Annotated in this window: 11 protein-coding genes and 1 riboswitch; of the genes, 3 read left to right on the top strand and 8 right to left on the bottom strand. The window is 42.8% G+C overall.

The window, feature by feature from the left end:
* Positions 1-58: 58 nt before the first annotated feature.
* The 4 genes from AC0VX7_RS07700 to AC0VX7_RS07685 form a co-directional block, all read right to left on the bottom strand.
* Positions 59-694 (bottom strand): methylthioribulose 1-phosphate dehydratase, encoded by a 636-nt coding sequence (locus tag AC0VX7_RS07700; RefSeq protein WP_475427354.1) that lies wholly within the window; start codon positions 692-694, stop codon positions 59-61.
* Positions 691-1,353 carry a 2-hydroxy-3-keto-5-methylthiopentenyl-1-phosphate phosphatase gene (locus AC0VX7_RS07695; protein WP_475427353.1) on the bottom strand — a complete coding sequence of 221 codons (663 nt, stop codon included), beginning with the start codon at positions 1,351-1,353 and terminating at the stop codon, positions 691-693. The genes AC0VX7_RS07700 and AC0VX7_RS07695 overlap by 4 nt, the downstream gene beginning before the upstream one ends.
* Positions 1,350-2,573 carry a 2,3-diketo-5-methylthiopentyl-1-phosphate enolase gene (mtnW, locus tag AC0VX7_RS07690; RefSeq protein WP_475427352.1) on the bottom strand — a complete coding sequence of 408 codons (1,224 nt, stop codon included), beginning with the start codon at positions 2,571-2,573 and terminating at the stop codon, positions 1,350-1,352. Before mtnW ends, AC0VX7_RS07695 begins: the two co-directional genes overlap by 4 nt.
* Positions 2,574-2,660: 87 nt before the next feature.
* Positions 2,661-2,770: riboswitch (SAM riboswitch) on the bottom strand.
* A 79-nt stretch (positions 2,771-2,849) separates the two neighbouring features.
* Positions 2,850-4,025 carry an aminotransferase class I/II-fold pyridoxal phosphate-dependent enzyme gene (locus AC0VX7_RS07685; RefSeq protein ID WP_475427351.1) on the bottom strand — a complete coding sequence of 392 codons (1,176 nt, stop codon included), beginning with the start codon at positions 4,023-4,025 and terminating at the stop codon, positions 2,850-2,852.
* A 127-nt stretch (positions 4,026-4,152) separates the two neighbouring features.
* Here AC0VX7_RS07685 and AC0VX7_RS07680 point away from each other — a divergent pair, with 127 nt between their 5' ends.
* Positions 4,153-4,935 carry a carbon-nitrogen family hydrolase gene (locus AC0VX7_RS07680; protein ID WP_475427350.1) on the top strand — a complete coding sequence of 261 codons (783 nt, stop codon included), beginning with the start codon at positions 4,153-4,155 and terminating at the stop codon, positions 4,933-4,935.
* 56 nt (positions 4,936-4,991) lie between these two features.
* Here AC0VX7_RS07680 and AC0VX7_RS07675 read toward each other — a convergent pair whose 3' ends face one another.
* The 4 genes from AC0VX7_RS07675 to AC0VX7_RS07660 all read right to left on the bottom strand — a co-directional run bounded on the left by AC0VX7_RS07675 (position 4,992) and on the right by AC0VX7_RS07660 (position 11,167).
* Positions 4,992-5,576: a DUF2087 domain-containing protein gene (locus AC0VX7_RS07675; protein WP_475427349.1), complete on the bottom strand. Its 585-nt coding sequence runs from the start codon at positions 5,574-5,576 to the stop codon at positions 4,992-4,994.
* Positions 5,577-5,736: 160 nt separating this feature from the next.
* Complete coding sequence (locus tag AC0VX7_RS07670) at positions 5,737-7,320, bottom strand: PAS domain-containing sensor histidine kinase (protein WP_475427348.1); 1,584 nt, start codon at positions 7,318-7,320, stop codon at positions 5,737-5,739.
* 539 nt (positions 7,321-7,859) lie between these two features.
* Positions 7,860-10,154, bottom strand: coding sequence for a thiamine pyrophosphate-dependent enzyme (locus tag AC0VX7_RS07665; protein WP_475427347.1), 2,295 nt, complete (start codon positions 10,152-10,154; stop codon positions 7,860-7,862).
* Entirely contained in the window at positions 10,154-11,167 is a 1,014-nt protein-coding gene (locus tag AC0VX7_RS07660) for a 2-oxoacid:acceptor oxidoreductase family protein (protein WP_475427346.1), read from the bottom strand. The genes AC0VX7_RS07665 and AC0VX7_RS07660 overlap by 1 nt, the downstream gene beginning before the upstream one ends.
* Before the next feature lie 327 nt (positions 11,168-11,494).
* On the opposite strand from AC0VX7_RS07660, the gene AC0VX7_RS07655 reads away from it, so the two are divergent.
* Positions 11,495-12,538: an acyltransferase family protein gene (locus tag AC0VX7_RS07655; RefSeq protein ID WP_475427345.1), complete on the top strand. Its 1,044-nt coding sequence runs from the start codon at positions 11,495-11,497 to the stop codon at positions 12,536-12,538.
* Positions 12,539-12,691: 153 nt separating this feature from the next.
* Entirely contained in the window at positions 12,692-14,452 is a 1,761-nt protein-coding gene (locus AC0VX7_RS07650; protein ID WP_475427344.1) for a B12-binding domain-containing radical SAM protein, read from the top strand.
* Positions 14,453-14,554: the final 102 nt, after the last annotated feature.

Genomic DNA, 14,554 nt, shown 5'->3' with positions numbered 1-14,554 from the left:
AATCGCTCCCTTTTTATAATGTCACTGTTTTATGAGAATTCGCTCTAAAAATCCTGATTTACACTACCTTGAACAATTGAAATGGTTTGTGCTCAAGCAATCTTAACTGGTAACGGAATAAAAACTCAGTAGCTTCGAGAATCTTTTTAGCTTCAAATGCATTCCTGCCCCAGGCTGTGATGCCATGATTACGGATCAATACTGCCCCAGTGTCTCCTTTTACATGCTCTGAGAAGGCTTTTGCAAGGGTTGGGATATGCGCATAATTTGGAATAATGGGAATTTTGAGGACGGCATCCTCCTCCCAAATATTGAAAGCTTTAATTAATTCCTGTTCCTGGAACTGCACCTCTCCCCTGTCACCATAAACCTCTGAGATGACATTGTTATCAATTGTATGGACATGGAGGCTGCAACCTGCGTTTGTCTTTTTGTATACCTCTACATGAAGCAGAGTTTCAGCCGAAGGCTTCAAATGGGTTTCCTCTACCGGACGGCCGAATTGGTCAACAAGTAAAAAGTCCTCATCCGTTCTTTTCCGCTTATCCTTTCCGCTCGCCGTCACAAGGAATTGCACCGGGTCGCTGTTCACTTTAATCGCAAGGTTACCGCTCGTTCCCATAAACCAATCACGCTCAGCCAGTTCAGCCTTTACATCCGCCAGTTCTTCCCACTTCGATTCTAAAATGCTCATCCCTTCACCCCTGTTTCAGTTTTAAGAGCTTCAATACAGTCATAAAACGTTTCAAATGATAGATGCCGAATCTCCCATTCTTCACATTTATCCTTCAAGTAATCTCTCGCCAGCACCAAGTCCGCTTGTTTTGCGGCTTCAAGATCGGTAACGGAGTCACCAATGACGATTTTATAATCTTCGCTCCGTTCCAGCTTTCTCATGATTGATGGTTTGCAGCAGCCGCAATCATTTGAACATTGTTGATCGCAGCTGTTCGGCCATTTAATTTTGATTGTTTTTCCTGAAAAATCAGAACTGTTACAGTAAATTCCTGCAATTGGGCCAAATTGTTGAATGATGGGTTCTAAGAAAAAGTCAATTCCGCCGCTTACGATGTAAACAGAGATTCCTTCTTCGCTGGCATAATCCAGAAATTCCTTAAAACCAGGGCGTATCCTTGCATTCTTGACGGCAAACTCAATGATTTCTTCTCTAAGGTGGACGGGAAGGAGGGAAAACATTTTCCCCACGCCTTCCCTTATGGAAATGGTGCGATCAAGCACCGCTTCCTTTATTTCATCCCATCCTTCAGGGCCAAATTCATTCATGATCGCTATGATATTGTCCTTTTCGGTTACTGTTCCATCGAAGTCACAAAAAATCACTGGCTGGCTCATTTCGCTACCGCCTCGGCTGAACCCCAAAGACCTAAAGCAATTTTTAACTCTTCATGCTCATGTGCGCCCTCTTCAAGCGTTTTTCCTTGAAGAACTGTTTCAATTGCCTGCCTGAATGCCTTGCCGCCCCCTTGTGCTCCACCAGGATGTCCATGTACGCCTCCACCCGCATTAATGATTGAATCTATTCCGAAATCTTTTACAAGCAAAGGGACCATTCCTGGATGGATACCTGCTGATGGAACCGGGAATGTCCTTTTGAATTGATCCTCAGCAGTCAGTGCCTCGGCTATTGAGATCGCCTGCTGCTTTTCGAGAGCCACACTTCCATAAGGTGACGGGAACAGTGAGAAGTCTGCTCCGGCATAACGGAGTAATTTTCCCAGAAGCAAGGAATGTGAAAAACCATATTCATCAGCTGAAGTGAACGCACCACTTACAGCCGGGTGAGCCATGATCGGAATACCGATTTCGTCATCTTCCCTAAGTTCCTGCAAGACATCCAAACCGTAGGCGAACACATTGAACAACAGGGCGTCGGCTCCAAGCTCAGCCGCTCTTCTCGCTTTATCCCTAAGCTGTGTGGTTCTTCCTGTCAGGTTGGCAGCATATAAGGTTCTGTGTCCAGTAGATTCATAGACTTCATCGAGAACCTGTTTCCCAAGAGTGATTCTCTTTTCAAAAGGAGTAAGTTCATTTTCAAACAGGATTTCATCATCCTTGATCAGATCAACTCCTCCAAGGCTCTGTTCTTTTAGCTGCTTTAACAGAAACTCCATATCCCGTCCAATGACACCTTTGAAGATGCTCATAAGCAATGGCCGGTCATAGACGCCAAGCTTTCCCCTGATTCCTTCAATGCCAAAGCGCGGACCTGGGAATTCTTTCTTTAATTCTTCTCCGAATTCAAGGTCTATCAGCTTTACCTTGCCATCAAGCGATAGTTTTCCAAATAAAGTTGTGAGAATTGCTGGCAGGTCCGGTGAGAAATTGATGGCAGGATAAGCGATTTTAATTGTTGCCACTGTTTCTGAATTGCTGTCCAGGCCCGAACCTTCTACAGAAACAACTCTTCCCTTATGTTTTTTTAATTGTTTTTGGTCCAATTCAGGCAAATCTGTCCAGGATCCCACTGTCAAACCAAGCGCGATCCCCTCTGCTTTTTTCTCCGGGTTATGTTTAGCATCATGGACTATATATGTCGCTGTAATTTCGCTCATGAAGATCAATCCCTTTCCAAACGAGTTGTTTTAAAGACATTAAAAAAACCTCTTCACAAAGAAGAGGTTAGAAAATACACTAAACTCTTCTCATCTTTCAGCTTTCGCTGCAAGAATTAGCACCGTGCCCAGCATAAAATGCTGGATCGGTTGCCGGGCTTCATCGGGCTCGTCCCTCCGCCTGCTCTTGATAAGAAAATAATTTAATCAAGTTATTTAATTGGTTAAAGTAAATTTATTAATTAGGATTATGTCAGGTTCATAAATCAATGTCAACTATTTTTTGAAAATTTCCAAGCTTTCAATTCTGCTGACTGCTTCTTGCAATCTCTCCTCGGAGCTCAGCAAGCCAACCCTCACAAAGCCCGCTCCATGTTCTCCAAACCCTACACCTGGCGCAACTGCTATATGTGCCTTTTCGAGCAAAAAATCCGCAAATTCAACCGAAGTGAAGTGTTCCGGAACCTTAAGCCAGGCAAAAAACGAGCCTTTTGGAGCAGTGACGTGCCAGCCAATATTTTTCAGACCGTCAATAAGGACATTTCTTCTTGATTCGTATAAATCATTTAAGTCAGCAACACATTCCTGGGGCCCTAGCAAAGCTTCTGCTGCAGCTTCCTGGACAGCACCAAACAGACTGACATACATATGGTCCTGAAGCAAGTTGATCGCCGCAATCACGCTCTTATTCCCCGCTGCAAAGCCCACACGCCATCCAGCCATATTATATGTTTTCGAGAGCGTATAAATTTCGATCCCTACGTCTTTGGCACCCTCTGACTGTAAAAAGCTTTGTGGTCTCTTCCCGTCAAAGCCAATCGCTCCATACGCGAAATCGTGGACAACACAAATTTCATTTTTTCGTGCCAGCTCGATTGTCTGATCAAAAAATTCCTGATGTGCCACTGCGCCAGTAGGATTATTGGGGTAGTTGAGAAACATCAGTTTTGCTTGATCCAAATCCTCTGCACTTAATTCAGCATAATCAGGCAGAAAGTCATTCTCTTCTCTTAGTGGCATTGTCACCATCTTAGCCTTTGCAAGTTCGACTCCAGATAAATAGTCAGGGTAGCCTGGGTCAGGAACGAGAATGGTGTCCCCAGGATTCAGCAGGCATTGAGGAATTTCAACCAGGCCAGCCTTGCCACCGAATAGTATGGCAATTTCTTCTTCTGGATCAAGATCGACTCCATACTCCCTTTTATAGAATGCTGCTGCGGCTTCCTTCAACGAGGGCAATCCCCTGAACGGTGGATACTTATGATTAGCTGGATTTTCTCCAGCTTGCTTTAACTTTTCAACGATGTGCTGTGGTGTCGGTTGGTCAGGGTTTCCCTGTCCAAGATTTATAACATCTGCCCCTTTTTCAGTATATGCGCCCACTTTTTGCACGAGTGAAGCAAAAAACTGCTTGGGCAGGCTTTTCAATACATCTGATTGTGCGAATTCCATTTTCTCACCTGCTTAGGAAATATATTAGTATTTAAAAATTTTAATTTGAAATTCTAGTCACAAATGATATAACGTAAATAGTAACTTGTAAAGATATAATTTTCAGAAAGTATGGCGGTGATTTAAGATGAAATATAAAATAGCATGCCTGCAAATGGACATTGCCTTTGGGAATCCTGAGCAAAATTACAAAAAAGCCTCCGAACTGATCGACCAGGCAAATGCTCAAAAACCTGATATCCTTGTCCTTCCCGAGCTCTGGACTACCGGATATGATCTCGATCATTTAAAAGACACTGCAGAAGAAGAAGCACAAGAAGCCAAAGGATTTTTCAAGGGTGCAGCTGAGAAATACAATTCCCATTTTATTGGCGGTTCTGTTGCCAATAAAACAGAAGCTGGCATTGAAAATACACTGCTTGTATTCGACAAAAATGGTGAGCAGGCAGGAATATACAGCAAGCTCCACTTGTTCAAGCTCATGGATGAGCATCTGTATCTGGCTGCCGGAAAGGAAAAAGGATTATTTTCTTTAGATGGCCACAAATTTGCCGGGCTGATTTGCTATGATATCCGGTTCCCGGAATGGGTCCGTGCCCATGCACTCCATGGAGTCGAAGCGATGTTTGTTGTTGCTGAATGGCCAATCCAGCGTTTAGAACACTGGCGAGCATTGCTCATCGCCCGTGCGATTGAGAACCAATGCTTTGTTATAGCCTGCAACCGGGCTGGTTCAGACCCTAACAATAAATTCGCTGGCCATTCCATGGTCATTGGCCCATGGGGTGACGTGATTGCAGAAGGTGGAGAAGGTGAGGAAATCCTCCTAGCAGAAATCGACCTTGATGAGGTTAAGGAAGCAAGAGGCAAGATTCCCATCTTCGCCGACCGCCGGCCAGAATTATATTGATTTCTATTTACAGGAAAACCGCCTGAAACAATGTCTCAGGCGGTTTTGACTTGCAATCATTCTGGTTTTGCCCACATCTCTTCGGGGTTCAATTCATAAATCGCATTTTCACGATACATGTAATGATTGATAATGAATTCCCTTCTGATTGTCGCATAATCCTCATGGAACTTTGTTATATATTCGTTCAGTTCCTTTTCTGGATATTTTTTTCCGGCTTTCAACCCACGGACCATATACTCAAATACCATCAGCTTCTTCTTCCGTTGTGCCGGGATGTTCTTTAATTTACCGTCTTTTGTAAAGAAATTCTCGATAACCTTTTGTCTTTCGATATTCTGTTGTATCATTGCTTCCACCTCCCCTTCCTTTTTCTCGATCAACTTGCCAAGTGTTTTCGCCTGTTGCTTGATTAATGACTCATTTAAGTGAAAATATATTGTGTTCTTGTCCCTGCGCTCGAAGATTACATTGATATCCCGTAATTTTTTGATATGATGTGTGATTGTCGGCGGGGTAAGGCCAAGCTTTCCGGCAATTGCCTGGCCATGAAGCGGCCCGTTTGCTAGCAAAGCCACTATTCTTAACCTTGTTGGGTCCCCCATTGCTTTATGAAAAGCAACAATTTTATCCAGCTGCATTAAACCACTCCAATCAATTCGACATTTATCTAATTAGTTATATATCTAATATAATACATTCTTCCTTATTTTAAAAGGGGAATTTTTTTAAAAATTACTCAATCAGGTTTTAGAGACTGTTTCCAACATAGCTTTAAGAAAAAAAAACGCCTGATTGAATTTAATCAGACATTTCCTTGGTTATTGGCAAATAAATATGGAAGATTGTTCCGTCCCCGACTTTGCTCTCTATTTCGATTGTGCCACCATGTTCTTCAATGATTTTGAAGCTAACCATCAACCCGAGGCCTGTTCCTCTTTCCTTGGTTGTGTAAAAAGGTTCTCCAAGCCTTTTGATCTTTTCAGCAGGAATACCTTCTCCTTCATCCTGGATGCATATATGTATCCTGTTCCCTGGTGCCTGGCTGACCATCACACTGACTAATCCGCCTTTAGGCATCACTTCTATCGCGTTTTTTATCATATTAATAAAGACTTTCTTTAATTGATTAGGTTCACATAGGAGTTCTGGCAAGTCATCGTCATATAAAGTTTTAATCTGCACATCATGTAGCACAGCCTGCGCAGTAAGAAGGGCCGCCGTCTCATTCATTATTTTTGAAATATCGGTATTCTCATATTTTATTGACTGAGGCTTAGCCAAAATCAGGAACTCGTTGATGATCGAGTCGATTCTTTGGAGTTCAGTCTTGATTACCTGGAAATATAACGAATACGCATCACCTGTACTATTTTCGAGCAGCTGGATGAACCCTTTTAGCGCAGTCATTGGATTGCGGATTTCATGGGCAATACCCGCTGCCAGCTCCCCCAGCATATTAAGCGTATCTGATTTATGGAGCTGGGCTTCCATCTCTATTTTTTCAGTGATATTCCTGAAAACAATAAGATTCAAGCTGTCTACCAATTGGTGTTTGACAGTGTACTCAAAGTGCTTCATCCTGCCTTCTTCATACGGAATGGTAATTCTTCCATCCAGCCTGCCTTTTCGAAGCAGTGCTTGCAACTTTTCATCGATTAATTCTTCTGAAAGCCCAAGATTCATGAAAAGCTTCCGAAAGTTTTTCTCCTCCATGTCTTCCGGCTTCAATTCCAGTTTTGCCATTCCAGAGGGGTTGATTTCATAGTGTTTGCAATTTTCATCCCAAAGAATCATTCCCTCAATCGATCCCTCAAATATTCTCCTGAATCTCTCTTCACTTTTCCGGAGCTCTTGTTCCATACGGTAACGTTCACTTGTGTCACGAACAATAGTCATATGATAGCCGTCGCCCGCATTGAGCTTAACAGTAAACTCGAGCAGCCTTTTCTCTCCATTTGGCAGCAGAAAAAACGTTTCTTCGCGCAGCGCACCTGTTTCATTGATAATTTGTTTCATCTCACTATATTTCTCATCTTTTTGATAAATGAAGTCCGAAATTTTATACTTTACCATCTCTTCATGAGTGAGCCCGAAAATCTTGCAGGTTGCTTCGTTAGCAGCAATGATTTGTCCGCACTTCCCCCAAAACACAATCCCATCCAATGTTTCGAGGAATAAGTTTTTTAACAAACCCTCGTCTTCAATGAATCTTTCATCAAAACTTCCTGCGGCACCGTCAGCTGGGACCATTTGAACAGAACAGTCAGTGGCTGCCCGCTGATGCTTATTCTTCCACTCTATCAAAGAGGAATTTTCTCGTTCTAAAGCGGCTATTTTCTCTTTCAGTGCCTTAATCTCATCTGCCATGTTAGCACTACTCACCAGAAAGCCTCCTTGTCGGATTCCCATTTTTCTAGTAATTTCTACATAGATGGTAAAAATCCCTTTAAAATCGGGATTATTTCCTGGTTATCCTGCAAAATTTTCAGATAAAAAATCACCTAATGTGGAGCTAATATGCTGCATAAGGCTATCATTTCTGGTGAAAGGTACCCTTATGGCGACCCAATCAGTTGCATAAGGGCCTCTTTCCTGGTGAAAGGTACCCTTATGGCGGCACAAATAGCTGTATAAGGGTATCTTTATTGTCGAAAGGTACCCTTATGGCGGACCCAACTCCTTCATAAGGGCCTCTTTCCTGGCGAAAGGTACCCTTATGGCGACCCAACTCCTTCATAAGGGCCTCTTTCCTGGCGAATGGTACCCTTATGGCGACCCAATCAGCTGCATAAGGGCCTCTTTCCTCGGAAGCAAATACCCTTATAGAGGACCAAAATGCTACAAGGATCATTAAAAGGTGAATCCAGCCATGTCTAGCAAGAGTATAAGAAAAGAAGCCAGTTTTCCCTGGCTTCTCTGTCTTAAAGATATTCGTTTTCGTGCTTAGCCTTTAGGCGCTGCCACCTTTTTTCGACTTCTTCTTCAAATTCCACGAGCATATCCTTGTTTTCTTCTTTTAACAGATGCTTGGTTTTACCCATAAATTTCAACCAATCTGCCAATGGAATCTTCTTGTTTTTTGCTTCTGGATCGTAAGTGATGTTTGTGACACCTTGCTCCACTTCGTATAACGGGAAGAAGTTCGAATTCACAGCTGCCTCTACAATTGTCTGGCCAAAGCGGTCTTCCGATTTCCAGTTAAGCGGGCATGTTATCAAAAGCTTACCGTATACAGTCCCTACATTTTGCGCATACCACTGTGCCTTCGCAGCCTTTTTTACTAGGTCCTGCGGGAAGGCTTCGGTTCCAGTAAATACATAAGGAATATTGGTAGAAGCCATGATCTGGGCTGTATCCTTATGGTGGAACGCCTTACCCTGTTGTGCCTTGCCGACGTTTGATGTGCTCGTCATGTGGCCAAAAGGAGTGGAGTATGAAAGCTGGGAACCTGTATTCATATATCCCTCGTTATCGTACTCAAGCATAATTAGCTTGTGTCCGCGAAGTGCCGTGCCGATTGCTGATCCCATGCCGATGTCCATACCGCCATCACCGGTTACCATAACGAATGTCGCATCTGCAGACACTTCGATTTCACCACGGCGCTTCAGTTCAAGGAAGGCTTCGAGCGTTCCTGATAACGTTGCAGCCCCATTCTGGAACAGGTTATGGATCGTCGTCTGCTTATGGGATGTATGAGGATACGCTGTTGTAACAACGTACGCGCAGCCTGTTTGGAAAAGAATGACGAGATCTCCTTCAATTCCTTTAAAGAATAGTTCCAGTCCGCCGAAGATTCCACAGCCTGGACATGCCCCATGACCTGATGCTATTCGTTTCGGCTTGGAAGTCAACGCTCTTAATGGCGGAATTTTGACATTCAGTTTATTCTTTTCTTCATCTCTTGTTACCTGGATAAGCCCTGAATTATAGACATCGCCATGCTGAGGCTCAATTACCTGCTTCAATACTTTTTCAGGTTCGCCAGCAACATGTCCGTAATAGTCGAACGGCTTTTCTGCGTATCCTTTTTCCATAGCGTCGATCGCCATATTGAAAAATGCTTCAGCATCATCTGCATAGAAGTCCTTGCCGCCAAGTCCAAACACCCTGCTCTGGACGATTGTTGCATTGTCCCTGTCTTCCTGCAGCGCTGACTTAATTTCGTGTGTCAGGTTAGGCCCATGACCGCCGTAGGAATCGGCACGCTCACCTACAAGCAATGATTTCACATTCTTCAGTGCTTCCCTGATTTCCTGCGCAGGGAATGGTCGGATGATATTAGGGCTGATGACACCGGCCTTGATTCCCTTCTCACGAAGTCTGTCTACAACATCCTTGGCAGACTCTGCAGCTGAGTTCAACAGGAACAACGCTACGTCTGCATCTTCCATTTGATAAAGGTCAAGAATATCATAGTTTCTTCCTGATAGTTTTGCATATTCTGCAGCCACTTCTTTATAAACATCTTTCGCTCTGTACATCGCTTCCGATTGCTGGAAGTGGTTGTTCATCAAGTCGTCGCCATTCATGTGCGCTCCGATTGTCAGCGGCTTCTTAGGATCTCTGGCAAAATTATATTCAGTCGGCGCCTCGCCAACAAATCTCTGGACTACAGCCCGATCCTTGAAAAAGTTCACTTTGCGCTTTTGGTGGGATGTAAAGAAGCCATCATAAGCCACCATTACCGGCAGGCGCACATCTGAGTGTTCGGCGATTTTCAGCGCCATAATATTCATATCGTAAACAGCCTGCGGTGTCCTCGCGGTGAGGATCACCCATCCTGTATTTAACGCAAAATACAAATCTGAATGGTCACCGCGGATATCCAGCGGACCGCTGATTGAACGAGTTACCAGGTTCAAGACCATTGGATAACGTGTTCCAGATTGTACCGGGAGCTGCTCAAGCATATACATCAACCCGTTCGCGCTTGTTGCGTTGAACACGCGGGCTCCGGTTGCTGCAGCCCCATAACAGATACCCGCGGAACCATGTTCTCCATCAGCAGGAATCAATTTGATATCATGCTCGCCCCTGGATTTCATCATATCCAGATACTGGGCAACTTCTGTAGAAGGGGTAATCGGAAAATAGCCCATGATATGATAATTGATCTGAGCTGCAGCCATTGCCGCCATTTCATTTCCGGATTCAAAGGTTGTCACCTGTTCTGCTGTACTCATTGCCTTTACGTTTTCTTCAAGAACGGACATTAAGAAACCCCTCCAGTCACATAAGGATAGTTATGTTTTACTTGATTCTCCTCAGCATAGCCGATCATTTCCCTCAGCTCGCTTAATGCAGTAGTTGGACATGCCTCAACACACTTCAGGCAGCCTTTGCAATATTGATAATCTATTCCCTTTAGGAACATTTGCTTTCTGCCGCGTTTGTCCTCTCCTTCTTCCCATACAAAGCAATAATCAGGACACGCAGTATCACATGCGGCACAATTGATACATTCTTGCTGATTGAATTGGGGCAGGAATCCTTGTCTGGAACCGCTTAAATCCTTGAGGATACTATTTGCCTGCGCTGTAATCACACCGCCGATTTCCTGTGTTTCATATCCTAGAAGCGGCATTGGGCGCTTGAATTCCTTGCCCTGTGCCCCTTCTTCTGGTGCGTATGTTTTAAATTGAACGTCATTATAGCCTCTCTCGAACGTTCTGATATTCGGCTCAACTAAATGAGGATATTTCTTTTCAAAAGTTTTGCGGATAACATTTTTCATTGCTTCGGGATCGAGGAAATCAATGATGCGGTACAATGCACCAAGCATCGCAGTATTCACTTTCGTTTTTTCTTCGACAGCGATGGATAGCGCATCAACAATTGCCAGTGTTCCATGCTCCAGATGAAGGTCTTTTTTGATGTCGTCAAAATCTCTCGTCGAATTCACCAGCAGGATTCCGTCCGGACGCAACCCGCTTACTACATCGACCATTTTATAAAGTGCCTCATGAAATACGCCGACAACATGCGGCTCTTCTATTGGACTGTGGACCCTGATTTCAGTGTCTGGTTCACAGAAACGGACAAAGCTTTTCACCGGCGATCCCTTTTTCTCCGATCCATATGATGAAAAGTTGGATCCATTCAAACCAAGACCAAGAACACCTGCTTCCGCAAGCATCTTTCCTGCAAGGTTTGCACCAAGCCCTCCAATCGATTCAAGTCTTATCTCGTAAAAACCTAATTCATTCTTTTTCGGTAAGATAGACATAATCTCCCTCCCCAATTTGGTTATAAGGTAATTGACTTTAAAACATTCCCCACTAATAATTTTAAAGACTTTAAGATTATTAAGCTGTGACATATATCAAACATTTGAACTTTTTTTATGGAACACACCCAAAAATATTTAACTTAAGCCGTATCTTATAATGAAAATCTTTTATATAACAGAGAGAAATTTGTAATAGTACAGAAACATTTATTCCTGATTCAGGATTTTATTCCTTAATTTTGAGCAATTAGCCTAGTTTGCATTTATCCTGGATGGGGTAAAAGAGGGTTAGTATTTTGGGGGTCTCTAATTAAGGGAGGAAATATGAAACAACGAGATTACTACTTTGACAATGCCAAGTTCATCTTGATTTTTTTCGTCGTATTTGGCCATCTTTTGCGCTCGTTCATTGAAGACAATGAAATGATTTATAATGTTTATAAAGTCATTTATACATTCCATATGCCGGCCTTCATCCTTGTATCTGGATTTTTTGCGAGAGGCTTCAATAAAAAAGGCTATGTAATGAAGATTGCCAAGAAGTTAATACTGCCATACTTTATTTTTCAGCTGATCTATTCTATTTTCTATTATTTCCTATACAGCAAATCTACTTTTACGATGGATCCGCTGAACCCGCATTGGTCTCTATGGTTTTTGATCAGTTTATTCTGCTGGAACATCATGCTGATCGGTTTTTCAAAAATTAAAGCACCCATAGGACTGTTGATTGCTTTTGGATTAGGTTTAGGTGTCGGATATATTGATTGGATATCCAACTATTTGAGTCTTTCAAGGACCTTTGTTTTCTTTCCATTGTTCCTGCTTGGGTACCATTTGACAAAGGACCATATTAAAATACTGACACGGCCAGCCTTCAAAGTTGGAGCACTGATGACCTTCGCCATCGTGTTTTTAGGGTTTTATTTCAATCCAGATATAGACTATAAATGGCTTCTTGGTTCCAAACCTTACTCATTGATGGAAGCAGCTTCATTATCAAGCATGTTCACACGACTGGGCTTTTACTTATTAAGCTTGCTGATGGTGTTCAGCTTCTTGACAATTGTACCGAAGAAGCAATATTTCTTTACAGACCTGGGAAAAAATACGCTTTACGTATATCTGCTGCACGGCTTTTTTGTACGAACCTTCCGCGAAAGCGAAGTTCAGAACTTCTTCCATAGTCCTGAACGAATCCTTTTGCTTGCAGTCATCGCACTGCTCTTGACTTTCCTATTGTCCAGCAAGTACGCAGCAGCAATAGCACAACCGCTCATCGAGTTTAAAACCTCAAGAATCAACCGCCTTAAAACCCGGTTCACAGCCATCCTGAGGTTTTATAGAAGGAAGCTGTTGAGCAGTTAACACGTCCTAATACAAGCACTAGCAAGAGCCATTCCTCAGGTGGAATGGCTCTTTTCCTTATTCTTCAATTGCATTCAACCTGTCTTTTTTGTCCAAACTGAGATATAATTAAAAGTTGATTTGCTGCTGGATTTTTACAAAGGAGATTTTTCAATGAACATAGTACTAACAACGCTCAACGCGAAATATATACACACCAATCTTGCAATCAGGTATTTGAAGGCATATGCTCAGCCAGAGTATGACGTGAAGCTAGTTGAGTATACAATCAAGGATCCCGTCATCAATATCGTGTCAGATTTGATTCAAAAGCAACCTGATGTCATTGGATTCAGCTGCTACATTTGGAATATTGAAGAAACCATAAAAGTCATCAAGATGATCAAAAAAATTAACCCTGAAATTAAAATTATTGCAGGCGGTCCAGAGGTTACCTATGACGTTCACGATTGGATGAAGGAAGTCCCAGAGTTTGACTTCATCGTCATCGGTGAAGGTGAACAGACATTCAAGCAGCTTCTTTTTGCACTAGATTCAGATGGGGATTTTTCCGAAGTACCTGGCATCGCTTATCGAATAAGCGGCAGCATCCAAATGAATCCCCAACGCAATAAGCTGGATTTAAAAGAACTTCCATCTCCATATCGTTTTGAAGAAGATCTTCCCCATCTTTCTAAAAGGGTAACTTATCTCGAAACAAGTCGCGGCTGCCCTTTCAGCTGCCAGTTTTGTCTCTCTTCCATTGAAGTCGGTGTCCGCTACTTCGACAGGGAGAAGGTCAAGGAAGATATCCGTTATCTAATGACGAATGGTGCGAAGACAATCAAATTCGTCGACAGGACCTTCAATATCAGCCGAAGCTACGCAATGGAAATGTTCCGGTTCCTGATTGATGAGCATCTTCCCGGGACTGTGTTCCAATTCGAAATCACTGCTGATATCATGCGCCCTGAGGTCATTGAATTCCTGAACCAGGAAGCGCCTGAGGGATTATTCCGTTTTGAAATTGGCGTACAATCGACTAATGATTATACAAATGAATTGGTGATGAGAAAACAAAATTTCGATAAGCTTAAGCGGACTGTGACAATGGTCAAGGAAGGCGGCAAGATTGACCAGCACCTTGACTTAATTGCCGGTTTGCCCGAAGAAGATTATCAATCGTTCAAAAAAACATTTAATGATGTGTTTGCAATGCGGCCCGAAGAATTGCAGCTTGGCTTCCTGAAGATGCTGAGAGGGACTGGATTGAGACTGCGGGCTGACCAGCATGATTATGTTTATATGGATCATTCACCATATGAAATTCTTGGGAATAATGTCCTTGATTTCAACGATATCATCAAGATCAAGCAAGTTGAAGATGTACTTGAAAAATATTGGAATGACCACCGTATGGATCTTACCGTTGAATATCTAGTCACAAAGGTATTTCCATCACCATTTGATTTCTTCCAGGAATTCGGCTCTTATTGGGAGACAAGAGGATGGTCCCGGATTGGCCATCAACTCGAAGACCTGTTCAAAAGGCTGTTCAATTTTCTCCAGGAAAAAGGTGTGGACAATTTAGAAGCGATTGAAAGCTTGATGAAGTATGATTACCTTGCAAGCATGAAACATAAGCCACGTAAGCCTTGGTGGGAACTGAGCTTGGACAAGCAGGAGCGTTCTGAATTGTACCGTGGCATCATTCATAAACCTGATGCCCTTGGCCATCAGTACTCAGAATTGAATATCAATGAAAAAGATTTGTATAAGCATACACTCCTTGAGGATATCACGATTGACCTGGAGAAGTTTGTTGAAGATGGAGAAATTGAGTACTCCCCTTCATACATGCTTGTATATTTTGATTCTAAATTGGATCATCCCCAATTCTTCACTTTTAAAGTACAAAATGTAAAGCCAGCTTAGTCTAAGGAGGCCACTGAAAAAGTCTTAACAAGGATAGTTTTGTTAAATTGGCCGGTTGATTTCCACTCCAGGATGCTTCGCTTTCCGCGGGAAGAATTATGA

This window comes from Mesobacillus sp. QJM3NY_10, assembly GCF_056173465.1.
The sequence above is the reverse complement of the archived record's forward strand: the minus strand, read 5'-3'. Positions and strand labels throughout refer to the sequence as shown.